The organism is Azospirillum aestuarii, from assembly GCF_016632405.1.
GTDB lineage: Bacteria > Pseudomonadota > Alphaproteobacteria > Azospirillales > Azospirillaceae > Azospirillum > Azospirillum aestuarii.
On record NZ_JAEPIV010000018.1, the window covers coordinates 78,088 to 91,954 of the forward strand.

The following is a 13,867-nucleotide window of genomic DNA, read 5'->3' on the forward strand; positions in this document are numbered from 1 at the left end:
AATTTGGTCGGGGCCGTGGATTCACGGCCATGCTCACAGGTTGCCCCTGGATTCGCTCACAGAGTTACCCACAGCTTCTGGGGATATCCCGATATTGCGGATAGAGTTGCCCACCCGCTGCCCGTCCCGTCAGCCGATCACCCGCCATTGCCCGTCGGGGTCCAGACAGGCGGTTCCGACCAGCGTCGCGGGGCGTCCACCGACGACGCCGGGCATCTGGAAATCGCGGCAATAGCGTCCGCCGGGGCCGAGATAGGTGGGGGAAGTCCGGGTGGCCACCGGCGCCGCCGGCATCGGCTGGGGGACCGGCACATAGACCATGGGCGGATAGATTGCGGGCGGTGGCGGAACGTAGACAGGGGGCGGAAAGCCGAAGGCCAGAGGCAGCGTGACGCTGAAACCGAAAAAGGTGCCGCCGTGCCAGCCGCCGCCGGCGAACACCGGGGTCGGCATCATCAGAAGGGCGGGCAGGAGCAGGGCGCACAGCCGCGCTGAAGCCGGGAAGGGGATCATGGCGCACCTCCGCCGCGGCGCGGGATGGGGCGCCGCCATAAGAAAGATGGGTACGAAAAAAGGCGCCGTCGAGACGGCGCCTTTTCTACGTTCTCAGAAGCTTGGTCCTGCGCGACGGCGTCACATCGCCGTGCGGACGGCCTCGGCCCCGTTGCGCGTGTCGGCGGCGCGGGCCGGGGTGGCCGTGGACGAGGATTGGGCGGGTGCCGGAGCCGGCTGCGGGGCGGCGGCCGGGGTCGGGCGGACGGGCTTCGGCTCCACCCGGCGCGGGGCCGAGACGGTTCCCGCGGCGGCGGGAGCCTGGCTGGCCGACGGAGCGGACGAGCTGGTCGGCACGTCGTCGTAGATGCCCGGATGCACCCGCACGGTGCCGTCGGTCTCCACGCTGGAGGTCCAGTAGACGAAGCGGACCGGCACGGCGTTGGGCAGGGAGACCGTCTTGGTCTTGCCGCTGTCGAGCTGCCGCTCGATCGCCGCGGAATCGAGCTTGGCGGGGCGCAGCAGGGTTTCCGCCACCATCCGCGCGTCGGCCAGCCGCACGCAGCCGGAGCTGGCGGCGCGCAGGTCGCGCTCGAACAGCCGCGGATCGTTGGTGCCGTGCAGGAAGATGCCGTCGCCGTTGGTCAGGTTGAAGCGGAAGCGGCCGAGGGCGTTGTCGTCGCCGGGCTTCTGGACGATGCGGATGCGCTCCGGCGTCACCTGCCACCAGTTGATGCTCTCCGGCACCACCTCGACCCCGTCCAGATAGACGATGGCGTCCTTGATGCCGGTGTTGCCCTTCTTGCGCAGCACCGGCAGCTTGTCCTCGACCAGCACGGTCGGCGGCACAGTCCAGGTGGGGTTGATCGTCACGCTGGTGACGCGGTCCTGGAGCAGCGGGGTCTGGCGCGACGGGCGGCCGACCACGGCGCGCATGGTGAAGTTCAGCTTGCCGCGCTCGATGAAGGACACGGTCTGGCTGGGCAGGTTGACCAGGATCACCGTGTCCGGAACCGACGCCTGGAAGGCGCGCATCGACGCGGTGGCGCCGCGCATCAGCTTCGCGGCCTCCTTGGGCGTGCGGTCGAGCGCCTGGCGCGTGACCTCGCCGACCTTGCCGTCCTGCATCAGCCCTTCGGACAGCTGGAAGGCGCGGACCGCCACCTCGAGCGTGTCGTCGAAGGTCTCGGTCCACTGCTCCTGGCTCAGGAAGCCCAGCTCGATCAGCCGGGTGGACAGGCGGCCGACGCGGTCGGCGGCGCGCGCCCGCACCTGGATGGTCAGGGCCGGGGGCGGGGGCAGCACCTCCACCACCGTGCCGGGCGTCGCCGTTCCGCCAAGCGCGTTGCCGGGCGTCGCCGACGGATCGGCCTGCGGGATCGGTTCGGCGGGCGGCGTCACGACGACCGTCGGAACCGCCCCGGCGGCGGGGGCGGTGCCCTCCGGCACGTCCGACGGGCGCATGGGGCCGGGTGCGACCACGTCGACCATGCCGCCGTCGCCCTTCTTCAGGACGGAGCCATAGCCGACGCGCGTTTGCTGCACGCGGGGCATGGCCTCCAGTTCGGCGGCGCGCTGGTCGATCCGCGCGATCCAGTTTCCCACGACATCCCGGCCCGTGGAGTTGCCCGTAGCGGTGGACGGCGCGGCCTGCGCGGGCAGGGCGAGCAGCCCGGCGAGGAGGCACGCGGCGACCCTCGCTCCGAGGGCGGGCCGGGCGCAGGTGCGAATGGTCGTCAGCATAATCGAAGCATCCCACGCGGCGATGAACAGACGGCTAACGAAAGGCTCTGTCCTTACGTGAGGTCGCACGGACGACACGCGGGAACCAGCGCCCTTTCGGCATAAGACATCTGACGCCCGCGGCGACGTGGCACAAGTGACATCGCTCCGGATGATGCTTCTGTGCCACAATGTGCACAGCAGCGTTGCCGCTGCGACACAGGCATTGGCGGAGCCGTGGGCGAGCGAATGGTAAATGGCCGCAGGTCCACGCGAACCGTAAAATCACACAAGACTCCAAAGATTCGACACATTTTTTGTTAACCGCTTTCAGGGTAGAGGAGGCGACCATCTCTCCATCCGGTCGCCATCATGCCGCGTTCGCCGTACGGTTTTGTTCTGCCGCTGCTTCTGTCCCTGGCCGTTGCCACGCCCGTCGCCGTCAACCCTGCGGAGGCCCTCGCCAAGGCGGCCCAGGAGACGGTGCACAAGCAAGCGCCCAAGCCCACCGCCAAGACGGCCGCCAAGACGGTGCCCCAGAAGGCCGCGGCGTCCAGGACGACGGCGAAGCCCGCCGCCGTCCGCACCGTGCACAAGGCTGCCGTCCACAAATCGGCCACTCAGAAGGCCGCCGTCCGCAAGGCCGCCGTCCATCGCACGGGCAAGGCGCGCCGCGCGGGGCGCGTCGCGGCCGGGGCCGCCGCCGGCACCGTGGCGGGCGCCGCCGTCTTCCGTCCGGTCCATGCCTATGTGCTGATGGACGCGCAGTCGGGCCGGGTCCTCGATTCGGAGAACGCCGACACGCTGACCTATCCGGCGTCGCTGACCAAGATGATGACCCTGCTCCTGACCTTCGAGGCGCTGGAGCGGGGCACGCTGCGGCTGGACCAGGAACTGCCGGTGTCGCGCCACGCCACCAACCAGAAGCCGTCTCGCCTCAACCTCGCCGTCGGCTCGACCATCCGGGTGGAGGACGCGATCCTCGCCCTGACGGTGAAGTCGGCCAACGACGTGGCCGTCGTGCTCGCCGAAGCGCTGGGCGGCAGCGAGGAGCAGTTCGCCGAGATGATGACGGCCAAGGCGCAGGCGCTGGGCATGACCAGCACCACCTTCCGCAACGCCTCCGGCCTGCCGCACAAGGAGCAGCGCACCACCGCCCGCGACATGGCCCGCCTGTCGCGCGCCGTGGTGTCCCGCCCGGCGCGGGAATACGCCTACTTCTCGCGCACCCGCTTCGACTGGAACGGCACGGTGGTGCCCGGCCACAACCGGCTGCTTGGCCGGGTCGAAGGCTACGACGGCATCAAGACGGGCTTCATCAACCTCAGCGGCTTCAACCTCGCCGGCAGCGCCAGCCGCAACGGCCAGCGGCTGGTCGCCGTCGTGCTGGGCGGCACCACCGCCGCCGCCCGCGACCGCGAGGTCGCCGAACTGCTGGAGCAGGGCTTCGGCGCCGCGCCGCCCAAGCAGACGGTGGCCGTCACCGACGTGAAGGCCATCCGCTAAACAACTCTCAGGGGTCCGCCGGCCGCTTGCGGTCGGCGTGGCCCAGGGGTTTGTCGGGGGCGATGTGGTCGCGCACCCGCTGCTTCAACTCGGTGATGTCGGGGAAGCGGCCCTCCTCCTTGCGCGACCAGACCACCGCCGCGCCGTGCCGCACCTCGAAGATGCCCCCGGTGCCGGGCATCAGGGTGATGCCGCCCAACTCATCCTCGAAAGTGGTCAGCAACTCCTGCGCCATCCAGGCGGCGCGCAGCATCCAGCGGCACTGGCGGCAATACTCGATTTGAAGGATGGGCCGGTCGGGGGCTGGGGCTTCGCTGGTCACGGTCCTTGCTCCTGTCGCTTGGGCTGTCGCCGGTAAGGGTGCTGCCGAACGGCTTGTCTTCCAAGCCCTTCGCGCGACTCCGTTCGAAGAAGGGGCATTGCGGCCTCCCCATAGAGCAGTATTGCCAATGACGCTTTGCCTCGCGGCCCCCTCCGGCGCTCTTCTGGAGCCGGGGCAACGAGGTGGAGCATGCCGGTACACACAGCCAAGCGTTTGTGGAACGAGGAAACGGGCTGCGGCTTCTGCATGCGGTCGGAACCCGGTGCCCTGTGGTGCCGTGGCCTGTGCCGCGACATCTCCCTGGCCGATCTCGTCCACCGCGTGCACGCGGTCCGCGACAACGCCATGCGGCTTGAGGTTTCCACCCTGCTGGTGACGAAGCCGGCACCCCTGCACGCCGTGCCTGGCGAAGAGAACGCTCCCGCAGCCCGCGCCGCCCAACTCCGCGGTGCGGCGGTGGACAGCATGGTGCGCAGCCTGTACCGCCTGCGCAAGAGCGCCAACGCCGTGGCGCGCTCCGCCGACCGGCTGGAGGCCACCCGCAACGCGCTGGCCGTCCGCAAGGAGGAATCCGCCCCCGTCGACCCTCCCTCCGCAGGGCGTCCCCTTTCCCTGAGCCGCCTCAATCGGGTATGACGCTCAAGACCGTCCGGAACGGCCGCCGTCACGCGGCTGTCATGGTTCTGGCGTAAACAAGGGCCTTCGTCCGCATACCGGGGCAATCCAGTGGGGGCTTCGGACCGGCGGAGACGCGACCAGAGAGGGAAACGGGAGACATGAAGGCCAAGCGCACACACCTCGCCGCGGCGTTCGCCGCCATCGGGACGACCATCGCCGCCGCCGCCGGCGCGCTTCTGCTGGCCTTGCCCGCCCAGGCCGCCGCCCAGGCCGCCACCGACAAGCCGGCCGGCAAGCTGGTGCTCTACACCTCGCAGCTCGAAGCCGACGCGAAGCAGACGGTGGACGCCTTCAAGGCCAAGAATCCCGGCGTCGAGGTCGAATGGGTCCGCAGCGGCACGACCGAGCTGATGAACAAGCTCCGCGCCGAGATCGCCGCGGGCAGCCCGCAGGCCGACCTGCTGCTGATTGCCGACGCGGTGACCATGGAGTCGCTGAAGGCGGAGAAGCGCCTGCTGGCCTACAAGGACGCCCCGGTCCAGGGCTACCGCCCCGGCACCCACGATCCGGACGGCACGTGGTTCGCCACCAAGCTGATCACCACCGGCATCGCCTACAACACGGCGGCGCCGATGAAGCCGTCCTCCTGGCTCGACCTGCTGAAGCCGGAGGCCAAGGGCACCACCGTGATGCCCAGCCCCCTCTATTCCGGCGCCGCCGCCATCCACATGGCCGCCGTGAAGCAGCAGCCGGACCTCGGCATGGCCTTCTACGAGAAGCTCCAGGCCAACGGCACCACCGCGGCCAAGGGCAACGGCGGCATCCTGAAGTCGGTGGCCAGCGGCGAGAAGCTGTACGGAGTCATCGTCGACTATCTGCCGATCCGCGAGCAGGCCAAGGGCGCCCCCGTCGCCTTCGTCTTCCCCAAGGAGGGCGTCAGCGCGGTGACCGAGCCGGTTGCCATCCTGAACACCAGCAAGAATCCCGACGCCGCCAAGGCCTTCATCACCTTCCTGCTGAGCAAGGAGGGGCAGGAGCTGGCCTCCCGCCAGGGCTTCCTGCCGGCGCTGCCGGGGGTGGCGCCGCCGGCCGGCTTCCCGGACACCTCCTTCATCTCGCTGATGCCCTATGACCCGGCCAAGGCGCTGAAGGACGACGAGGCCAACAAAAAGGACTTCGCCGACCTGTTCGGCGGCTGAGCCCATCCGGCGGTTGATAATGAGTCTTGCCACTTTCAGCGACCGGCGGCCTTTCCGTGCCGCCGGTCGTTTTTCCGTTTCCGGGGCGCCGCTGCTGTTCGCGCTGGCCGGGCTGATCGTCCTGCTGCCGATCCTGCGGCTGGTGTGGGAGGTCGCCGGGCCGATGGCGGCGGGCGACCTGACGGCGCTGACCCGCGTGCTGACCTCCAAGATGACGTGGCGCGCCACCGGGAACAGCGTCGCCATCGCGGCGGGGGCCACGGTCGTGGCGGCGGCGCTGGGCGTGCCCTTCGCGCTGCTCTGCGGCATGACCGATCTGCGAGGCAAGACGGCGCTGGCCTTCTGCCTGATCCTGCCGCTGATGATTCCGGCGCAGATCGTCGCCTTGTCGTGGATTCACCTCGCCGGGTCGGGCAGCCCGCTGCTGAAGCCGCTGGGCCTCGCTCCGGCGCCGGGAACGCCGAATCCCGTCTATTCCTCCGCCGGAATGATCCTGGTGATGGGGATCGAGCACGCGCCGCTGGTCTTCCTGGCGCTGCGCGCCGCTCTGCGCGCCGTGCCGCGCGATCTGGTCGAGGCGGCGCAGGCGGCGGGCGCCCGGCGCGGGCGGGTGCTGCGCACCATCGTCCTGCCGCTCAGCCTGCCGGGGCTGGCCGCCGGGCTGGCCTTGTCCTTCGTCGCGGCGCTGGGCAATTTCGGGGTTCCGGCTCTGCTCGGCATCCCGGCGGGAATTCCGGTGCTGCCGACGCTGATCTACCGGCGGCTGGCCGGCTTCGGCCCGTCGGTCCTGCCGGAGGTGGCGGTTCTGGCCGTGCTGATCGGCGCCATCGCCTGCGTCGGCATCGCCGCGCAGATGGCCCTTCAGGCGCGGGTGGACGCGCGGGTGATCGGCGGTTCGGCGCCCGCGGCGGTGCTGCGGCTGGGCCGGGCGCGGCGGCCGCTGGAAATCCTCTGCTGGACCGTGGTGGCGCTGATCCTGGCGGCGCCGCTGGCGGCGCTGGCCTCGACCAGCCTGATCCGCGTCTACGGCCTGCCGCTGGGGCCGGAGACGGCGACGCTGGCGCACTACGCGACGGTGCTGGGGCTCGATCAGGTGGGGCGGGCCTTCACCAACTCGTTCGTCCTGTCGGGGGTGGCGGCGCTGCTGCTGATCCTGCTGGCGATCCCGCTGGCCCATGCGATGGCCGGGGCGGGGCGGGGCGGGCGGCTGGTCCGCGCCGTCGGTGTGCTGATCGAGCTGCCGCACGCGGTGCCAGGCGTGGTGCTGGCCATCGGCTGCATCCTGGTCTTCCTGAAGCCGCTGCCGCTGCTAGGGGTGAGCCTGTACGGCACGCTGGGGATCATCCTGGCGGCTTATCTGGCCCGCTTCCTGTCGCTGGCCCTGCGCCCGGCCCAGGCCGCCTGCGCCGCGCTGGACCCGGCGATGGAGGAGGCGGCGCGCGCCTGCGGCGCCGGACCGCTGCGCCGCCTGCGCACCATCGTGGCGCCGCTGGTGGCCCCCGCGGCGGCGGCGGGCGGGGTGCTGGTGTTCCTGACGGCCTTCAACGAACTGACCGTGTCGATCCTGCTGTGGTCGCAGGGGCGGGAAACGCTGGGCGTCGTCGTCTACGCGCTGGAGGAGGGCGGCAGCCCGACGCTCGCCGCGGCGCTGAGCGTGGTGACCATCGCGGTGGTGGTGACGGTGCTGCTGGCGGTCGGCTGGCTGGGCCGGCGGTTGCCGGCGGGGATCATTCCCTGGCGGGGGTGAGACGTTCTTGAGACGGGCCCCCCTCCCGACCTCCCCCCGCTTCGCAAGGGGAGGAGATGAAGCCCTCCCCTGCGAGAGCGGGGGAGGGTTGTGTGGGGGCCCGGTTCCCGAACTCTCTCACACCCCCTCCGGCACCACCCAGCCATCGCGCACGGCGAGGCGCAGCGCTTCGCCCGGCGCGACCTGCGCGTCGCCGGACACCCGCAGCAGCAGGCGCACGCCCGGTGCCGCCTGGGGTTCGGCCTCGACCAGCACGAAGCCGCCCTTGTAGGCGGCGCGCACTACGGTCGCGGCGATGGGGCCGTCCGCCGCGGGCTCCAGATCCTCGGGCCGCAAACAGACCAGCGCCGGCCCCGCCGGCTGGCCGGGGCGGCAGCGGACGAGCGCCTCCGCCCCGAACAGGCGCACCCGCGCCCGGCCGTCCGCGACCGGACCCGCCACCACACCGTCCACCACCGCGCCCTGGCCGACGAAGCCGGCGACCATGCGCGTCGCCGGTTCCCGGTAGAGCGTGCGGGGCGCCGCCACCTGGGCGAGCCGCCCGTGGTCGAGCACCGCGATGCGCGTCGCCAGCGCCATCGCCTCGGCCTGATCGTGGGTGACGTAGACCATGGTGGCGCCGGTCTTGGCGTGGAAGTCGGCGAACTCCTCCTCCATCGCCGCGCGCAGATGCACGTCGAGGTTGGCGAGCGGCTCGTCCAGCAGCACCAGCTCCGGGCTCATCACGAGGCAGCGGGCCAGCGCCACGCGCTGCCGCTGGCCGCCCGACAGCTCGGCGGGGTGGCGGGCGTCGAAGCCCGACAGCCCCACCGTGTCGAGCGCGGAGCGCACCCGCTGCTCCCGCTCCGCGCGGGGAACGCGGGCAGTCTCCAGCGGGTAGGCGACGTTGCCGGCCACCGTCATGTGCGGCCACAGCGCGTAGGACTGGAAGACGAGGCCGATCCGCCGCTCCTCCGGGGGGACGTGGGTGCCGGGGCCGGACAGGGTGCGCCCGCCGACCGTGATGCGCCCGCCGTCCAGCCGCTCGAAGCCGGCGACCATGCGCAGCAGCGTGCTTTTCCCGCAGCCCGACGGGCCGAGCAGGGCGAGGAACTCCCCGGCCGCCACGTCGATGGTCACGCCGTCCACCGCGGGGGCGGGCGTCCCGGCATAGTGGCGGGAGGCGTCGTCGATCAGAAGTGCGGGAGTCTGGATGGTCATGGCACCGGAAGTCGCGCTATTCAGGAAGGCGGCGAGGGATAGGCACAGTGCGGAACGGGGGCGTGATGTCAAGTGACGCTGCTATGACGGGGCGTGGGGGCAAGGTCCGGCTGCGCGCCCTGTCGGGTCTGGGCGACAAGGGACCGGCCTGCTTCCTGGCGATGATCGGCGGGGCGCGGCTGCTGCTCGACCTCGGCGAGGGGCCGGACGCCGGGCGCCTGCCGCCGCTGAGCGGGGCGGGGCGGGTGGACGCCATCCTGATCACCCACACCCACGGTGACCATGCCGGCGCCCTGCGCCTGCGCCACCGGGTCGGCAGCCCGCCGGTCTACGCCACCCCGCTGGCCGCCCGCTTCCTGCCGCCGACCGTCGCGGCGCATCCCTTGCCGGTCCGTGGAACGGTGGAGATCCAGGGCGTGCCGGTGACCACCGGGCGGTCCGGCCACGCGCCGGGCGGGGTGTGGATACACCTGGGCACGGAGGATGGCGGGATTCTCTACATGGGCGACCATTCCGACGAGTCGGCCCTGTTCCCCTTCGACCCGCCGCCGCCGGCGCGGCGGGTGATCCTCGACGCCTCCTACGGGCTGGACGACACCCCGCAGGCGGAGCGGCTGGCCGCGCTGGAGCCCTTCCTGCACGCGGGCGGCGCGCTGTTTCCGGTGGCGGCGGACGGGCGCGGGCCGGAGATGGCGCTCTGGGCGCTGGACCATGGCGTCGTCCCGGCCATCGACGACGCCCACCGCGCCGCCATCGCCCATCTGCTGGCCGAGGCCGACACCGCCCTGCGTCCCGGCGCGGAGGAGCGTTTGCGCCGGCTGCTCGACCGCGCCAAGGCGCCGGGCGACCCGCGCGACGTGACCTTCGCCGCCGGTCCCAACGCCACCAGTGGCACCGCCGCCGAACTGGTGGAGCGCTGGGCCGGGCCAAGCAGGACGGAGGCGGGCGGGCCGGACATCGTCTTCACCGGCTACCTTGCCGCGGGCACACCGTCGCGCACCCTGGTCGATGCGGGGCGCGCGCGATACCTGCGCTGGAACGTCCACCCCTCGCTGCGCCAGTTGACGGCGCTGGTGGCCGCGACGGGGGCGGAGCTGGTGCTGCCCGCCTTCGGCGACATCCGGCACCGGGAGGGCTGGCGGGCCGCCTTCGCCCCGGCAATCCTGGAGGGTCTGGACGCTCCGGAGGACTGAGCGCGAGAGGATCGCGGCGGACGCCCTGTTGGCATGGCTTGTCCCTTTGCCGACGGAGGTTCATGGGCACGTTCGAGCTGCTGTCCATCCTGCTGACGCTGGCGGCGCTGTTCAGCTTCGCCAGCCGCGGCCTGCTCGGCCTGCCGGCGACGGCGGGGGTGTTCCTTCTGGCCTTCGGCTTCGCCTTCGCGACCGCGGTGGTTGGGACCCTGGTCCCGGCCATCGACATCCGCGTCTGGGAGGACCGTCTGGTGACCAGCACCCACCTGCCCGAAGCGCTGCTGGAGGGTGTCCTGGCCTTCCTGCTGTTCGCCGGGGCGGTGGAGCAGGACAGCGGTACGCTGTGGCGGCGGCGCTGGTCGGTGGCGCTGCTGGCGACGCTGGGCGTCGTGATCTCGACCGCCGTCATGGGCACCGGCATGTGGATGGTCTTCGACGCCATGGGCCAGCCGGTGCCGCTGCTGTGGTGTCTGGTGCTGGGGGCGGCGCTGGCGCCGACCGACCCGGTGGCGGTGCTGGCCGTGCTGCGCAAGGCGCCGCTGCCGGAGGGGCTGCGCACCGCCATCGCCGGGGAGAGTCTGTTCAACGACGGCATGGGGGTGGTGCTGTTCGTCCTTCTGCTCGGGCTGGCCACCGGGACCGACACCGATGTGACGGTTCTGGGCGTCGCCTGGGACATCGTGAGGGAGGCGGGCGGCGGCGGCCTGCTCGGGCTGGCGACCGGGTCCCTGGCCTTCTGGGCGAAAAGCCGGGCGGACGATCCGGCGGTGGAGCTAGCCATCTCCCTCGCCCTGGCGGCGGCGACCTACAGCCTCGCCCAGCGGCTCGGCCTGTCCGGACCCATCGCGGTGGTGATGGCGGGGCTGCTGATCGGCAACACGGCGAAGCACCATGTCTCATCGGAGCGGTCGGGCTTCATCCTGAAGGCCTTCTGGTCGATGGTGGACGCGATCCTGAACGCCGTGCTGTTCATGCTGGTCGGGCTGGAGGCGGCGGTGGTGCTGTCCTGGCAGGCGACGGTGATGGCCGCGGCGGTCATGGCGCCTCTGCTGGCGCTGGTGGCCCGGCTGGCCAGCATCCTGCCCGTGGTCGCCGTCCATCTGCGCAGCCAGCGCAAGGTGGCGGCGACCGCCGTGCTGACCTGGGGCGGGGTGCGCGGCGGCATCGCCGTGGCGCTGGTCCTGTCGCTCCCCGACAACCCGCACCGCGACCTGTTGCTGGTCGCCTGCTACGCCGTCGTCGCCTTCACCATCATCGTGCAGAGCCTGACGCTCGGCCGGCTGGCGCGGCGCCTGTTTCCTGATGGCTGACGGATCAACTCCGCGCAGGCCAGGGATGCGCAGAACGGACTTTCCTGTGGAAAGCCTCCCATTATCTACTGAAACCAATCAGGCAATCGCCTTTATCAACGTTTTATTTTTGTTGTTTTGGAGTGTCGGGATGACGGACACGACTCTGGGCCGGGCGGCGGGTTCGGCCACGCTTCTGCCGGGCATCGATTGGCGGGTGGTCGCCGTGGCGCTGCTCGCCCTGGTGGGCGGCGGCCTGTGGATCGGCGACGCCGTGTCGGGGCGGCAGGCGGCGCTCTATCTGGTGGGCGGCGCCATGGGTCTCGTGCTGTACCACGCGCTGTTCGGCTTCACCTCAGCCTTCCGCGTCTTCATCGCGGACCGGCGCGGGGCAGGGCTGCGGGCGCAGATGATCATGCTCGCCGTGGCCTGCGCGCTGTTCTTTCCGGTGCTGGCGGCGGGGACGCTGTTCGGCACGCCGGTGAAGGGGCTGGTGTCGCCGGTCGGCCTGTCGGTGGTGGCCGGCGCCTTCCTGTTCGGCATCGGCATGCAGTTGGGCGGCGGTTGCGCCTCGGGCACGCTGTTCACGGTGGGCGGCGGCAGCACGCGGATGGTCGTGACGCTGGCCTTCTTCATCGTCGGCTCGGTGCTGGGCGCCTATCACCTGCCCTGGTGGCAGGCGCAATGGACGGCCGCTCCGGTGTCGGTGGTCGCAGCCTGGGGCTGGCCGGTGGCGCTGGCGGTCAACCTCGCCATTTTCGCCGCCGTCTATGCCGGCACCCTCGCGCTGGAGAAGCGGCGCCACGGCCGCCTGATCGAGGGCGCCCCGGCGAAGACGGAGGGGCTGCGGCGCTTCCTGCGCGGACCCTGGCCGCTGGTCTGGGGCGCGGTGGCGCTGGCGGTGCTGAACTTCGCGACGCTGGCGCTGGCCGGGCGCCCGTGGGGCATCACCTCGGCCTTCGCGCTGTGGGGCAGCAAGGGGCTGGCCGCGCTGGGCGTGGACGTCGCCTCCTGGCCCTTCTGGCAAGCCCCGGCCCAAGCCAGGGCGTTGCAGGACAACGTGGTGGCCGACGTCACCTCGGTGATGGATTTCGGCATCATCCTGGGCGCGCTGCTCGCCGCCGGGCTGGCCGGCAAGTTCGCCCCGGTGTGGAAGCTGCCGCTGCGGTCGCTGGTGGCGGCGGTGGTCGGCGGGCTGCTGCTCGGCTACGGCTCGCGCCTCGCCTATGGCTGCAACATCGGCGCCTATTTCAGCGGGATCGCGTCGGGCAGCCTGCACGGCTGGGTGTGGATCGTGGCGGCGCTGGCCGGCAATTATCTGGGCACCACCCTGCGCCCGTACTTCGGCCTGGTGGTCGAGCGCACGCCACGTCCCACCGCCTGCTGAGCGGGATGCTCCGATCGGAAACAAGCGATGTGGCGGGCCGTCGAAGAGACGGCCCGCCACATCGCTGACGCAAAGTTTTTACAAAGGCTGGTAAGGGACGGACACGATGTCCGAAGCGGACAAAGTCCTCACATTCAGCGTCGCCATCACGACGGCGCCGCCGGTGCCGGAACCGTCGGCGTCATAGGACAGCGTTCCCGTTGCGGTGTCGAATATGAAGCGGTCATCCGCATCCATCGGCGCATCCAGCGCGAACAGACCCGCGTCAAGCATTCCGTCGGGGAGACCGAAGCTCGAGCCTTCAAGTTCGATGCGATCCACCCCGCTTTCAAAGTCCAGGATCACGTCCGCATTTCCGAAAAACCGGTTGAAGCGGAAGGCGTCGGCACCGGCACCGCCGATCAGGACATCGTTGCCGAAGTCGCCCAGAAGGGTGTCGTTTCCGGCCCCGCCGGAAAGAGTGTCGTTGCCGCTCCCCCCTTGCAGCTTGTTGTCTCCGGAATCCCCGGTCAGGGTGTCGCTCATATAGGACCCGTAGAGATTCTCGATGCCGCTGAGGAGGTCGCCTTCCGCGTGGCCGCCGACGCCGATGCCGGTGGAAAGGTCAACCGTGACCGCCTCGTTGGAGTACATGTAGGACGCCAAGTCGATGCCGTCGCCGCCGATGAGCACATCGGTCCCCAGGCCGCCATTGATGGTATCGTTCCCGTCATCGCCGCGCAGGGTGTCGTTTCCGTTGCCTCCGAACAGATTGTCGTTGCCGGCTCCCGCGTCGATCTCGACGGCGGTGGCGGCGAAATGGTTGCTGTAGCTGTCATTTCCATCACCGCCATAGACCCTTTCGATCTGTGATGCCGCGAGGTCGATGATGATGGAACCGCTCCCCTCCACGACAAGGGTGTCGAAGCCGGCTCCGCCATCCACCTGATTGTAATGGTAGAGGATGGCCGCGACATGGAGGTGGTCGTCGCCATCGCCACCAAGCAGCGTGTCGGAACCGGAGACACCATAAAGCCAGTCATCGCCGGCACCACCGTCAAGAAGATCGCTGCCTCCCCCACCGCGCAAAGTGTCGTTGCCCTCCATTCCTGAAAGGGTATCGGCATCGTATCCACCCATCAGGGAGTCCGCGCCAGCAGTGCCAATGATCGTCGACATCCTCATCTCCTGATTGATCGTTGTTCGGTGCCCG

At 70.7% G+C, this 13,867-nt stretch carries 12 protein-coding genes; 7 read left to right on the forward strand and 5 right to left on the reverse strand.

The window, feature by feature from the left end:
* Nucleotides 1-129 precede the first annotated feature (129 nt).
* Together JJL56_RS23770 and JJL56_RS23775 are read right to left on the reverse strand one after the other, a co-directional pair.
* Nucleotides 130-513, reverse strand: a complete 384-nt coding sequence (locus tag JJL56_RS23770) for a hypothetical protein (RefSeq protein WP_145627393.1) — start codon at nucleotides 511-513, stop codon at nucleotides 130-132.
* A 120-nt stretch (nucleotides 514-633) separates the two neighbouring features.
* On the reverse strand, nucleotides 634-2,235 hold the full coding sequence (locus tag JJL56_RS23775) for a L,D-transpeptidase family protein (protein ID WP_145627391.1): 1,602 nt from the start codon (nucleotides 2,233-2,235) through the stop codon (nucleotides 634-636).
* A 351-nt stretch (nucleotides 2,236-2,586) separates the two neighbouring features.
* Here JJL56_RS23775 and JJL56_RS23780 point away from each other — a divergent pair, with 351 nt between their 5' ends.
* A complete protein-coding gene (locus tag JJL56_RS23780) occupies nucleotides 2,587-3,720 on the forward strand; it encodes a D-alanyl-D-alanine carboxypeptidase family protein (RefSeq protein ID WP_145627390.1) in 1,134 nt (377 codons plus the stop codon).
* A 7-nt stretch (nucleotides 3,721-3,727) separates the two neighbouring features.
* Here the strand turns inward: JJL56_RS23780 and JJL56_RS23785 are convergent, their stop codons facing one another.
* Complete coding sequence (locus tag JJL56_RS23785) at nucleotides 3,728-4,042, reverse strand: Rdx family protein (RefSeq protein WP_145627389.1); 315 nt, start codon at nucleotides 4,040-4,042, stop codon at nucleotides 3,728-3,730.
* 189 nt (nucleotides 4,043-4,231) lie between these two features.
* Here JJL56_RS23785 and JJL56_RS23790 point away from each other — a divergent pair, with 189 nt between their 5' ends.
* The 3 genes from JJL56_RS23790 (at nucleotide 4,232) to JJL56_RS23800 (ending at nucleotide 7,606) form a co-directional block, all read left to right on the forward strand.
* A complete protein-coding gene (locus JJL56_RS23790; RefSeq protein ID WP_145627387.1) occupies nucleotides 4,232-4,678 on the forward strand; it encodes a hypothetical protein in 447 nt (148 codons plus the stop codon).
* A 140-nt stretch (nucleotides 4,679-4,818) separates the two neighbouring features.
* Nucleotides 4,819-5,859: an ABC transporter substrate-binding protein gene (locus tag JJL56_RS23795; protein ID WP_200486533.1), complete on the forward strand. Its 1,041-nt coding sequence runs from the start codon at nucleotides 4,819-4,821 to the stop codon at nucleotides 5,857-5,859.
* Nucleotides 5,860-5,878: 19 nt separating this feature from the next.
* Complete coding sequence (locus JJL56_RS23800; RefSeq protein ID WP_200486534.1) at nucleotides 5,879-7,606, forward strand: ABC transporter permease; 1,728 nt, start codon at nucleotides 5,879-5,881, stop codon at nucleotides 7,604-7,606.
* A gap of 117 nt (nucleotides 7,607-7,723) precedes the next feature.
* On the opposite strand, the gene JJL56_RS23805 is transcribed toward JJL56_RS23800, so the two are convergent.
* Nucleotides 7,724-8,806 carry an ABC transporter ATP-binding protein gene (locus JJL56_RS23805; RefSeq protein WP_200486535.1) on the reverse strand — a complete coding sequence of 361 codons (1,083 nt, stop codon included), beginning with the start codon at nucleotides 8,804-8,806 and terminating at the stop codon, nucleotides 7,724-7,726.
* Nucleotides 8,807-8,889: 83 nt separating this feature from the next.
* Between JJL56_RS23805 and JJL56_RS23810 the strand changes: the two genes are divergently transcribed.
* The 3 genes from JJL56_RS23810 to JJL56_RS23820 all read left to right on the forward strand — a co-directional run bounded on the left by JJL56_RS23810 (nucleotide 8,890) and on the right by JJL56_RS23820 (nucleotide 12,675).
* Nucleotides 8,890-9,999: an MBL fold metallo-hydrolase gene (locus tag JJL56_RS23810; protein WP_247891213.1), complete on the forward strand. Its 1,110-nt coding sequence runs from the start codon at nucleotides 8,890-8,892 to the stop codon at nucleotides 9,997-9,999.
* Between the two features lie 62 nt (nucleotides 10,000-10,061).
* Complete coding sequence (locus JJL56_RS23815) at nucleotides 10,062-11,309, forward strand: cation:proton antiporter (protein ID WP_200486537.1); 1,248 nt, start codon at nucleotides 10,062-10,064, stop codon at nucleotides 11,307-11,309.
* A gap of 130 nt (nucleotides 11,310-11,439) precedes the next feature.
* Complete coding sequence (locus tag JJL56_RS23820; RefSeq protein ID WP_200486538.1) at nucleotides 11,440-12,675, forward strand: YeeE/YedE family protein; 1,236 nt, start codon at nucleotides 11,440-11,442, stop codon at nucleotides 12,673-12,675.
* A 78-nt stretch (nucleotides 12,676-12,753) separates the two neighbouring features.
* Here JJL56_RS23820 and JJL56_RS23825 read toward each other — a convergent pair whose 3' ends face one another.
* Nucleotides 12,754-13,833 (reverse strand): calcium-binding protein, encoded by a 1,080-nt coding sequence (locus JJL56_RS23825; protein WP_200486539.1) that lies wholly within the window; start codon nucleotides 13,831-13,833, stop codon nucleotides 12,754-12,756.
* Nucleotides 13,834-13,867: the final 34 nt, after the last annotated feature.

What these genes read in the sequence shown, in the direction of transcription:
- JJL56_RS23825 (WP_200486539.1), bottom strand. Translation starts at nt 13,833, where the DNA reads ATGTCGACGATCATTGGCACTGCTGGCGCGGACTCCCTGATGGGTGGA.
- JJL56_RS23770 (WP_145627393.1), bottom strand. Translation starts at nt 513, where the DNA reads ATGATCCCCTTCCCGGCTTCAGCGCGGCTGTGCGCCCTGCTCCTGCCC.
- JJL56_RS23780 (WP_145627390.1), top strand. Translation starts at nt 2,587, where the DNA reads ATGCCGCGTTCGCCGTACGGTTTTGTTCTGCCGCTGCTTCTGTCCCTG.
- JJL56_RS23775 (WP_145627391.1), bottom strand. Translation starts at nt 2,235, where the DNA reads ATGCTGACGACCATTCGCACCTGCGCCCGGCCCGCCCTCGGAGCGAGG.
- JJL56_RS23800 (WP_200486534.1), top strand. Translation starts at nt 5,879, where the DNA reads ATGAGTCTTGCCACTTTCAGCGACCGGCGGCCTTTCCGTGCCGCCGGT.
- JJL56_RS23790 (WP_145627387.1), top strand. Translation starts at nt 4,232, where the DNA reads ATGCCGGTACACACAGCCAAGCGTTTGTGGAACGAGGAAACGGGCTGC.
- JJL56_RS23805 (WP_200486535.1), bottom strand. Translation starts at nt 8,806, where the DNA reads ATGACCATCCAGACTCCCGCACTTCTGATCGACGACGCCTCCCGCCAC.
- JJL56_RS23815 (WP_200486537.1), top strand. Translation starts at nt 10,062, where the DNA reads ATGGGCACGTTCGAGCTGCTGTCCATCCTGCTGACGCTGGCGGCGCTG.
- JJL56_RS23795 (WP_200486533.1), top strand. Translation starts at nt 4,819, where the DNA reads ATGAAGGCCAAGCGCACACACCTCGCCGCGGCGTTCGCCGCCATCGGG.
- JJL56_RS23820 (WP_200486538.1), top strand. Translation starts at nt 11,440, where the DNA reads ATGACGGACACGACTCTGGGCCGGGCGGCGGGTTCGGCCACGCTTCTG.
- JJL56_RS23810 (WP_247891213.1), top strand. Translation starts at nt 8,890, where the DNA reads ATGACGGGGCGTGGGGGCAAGGTCCGGCTGCGCGCCCTGTCGGGTCTG.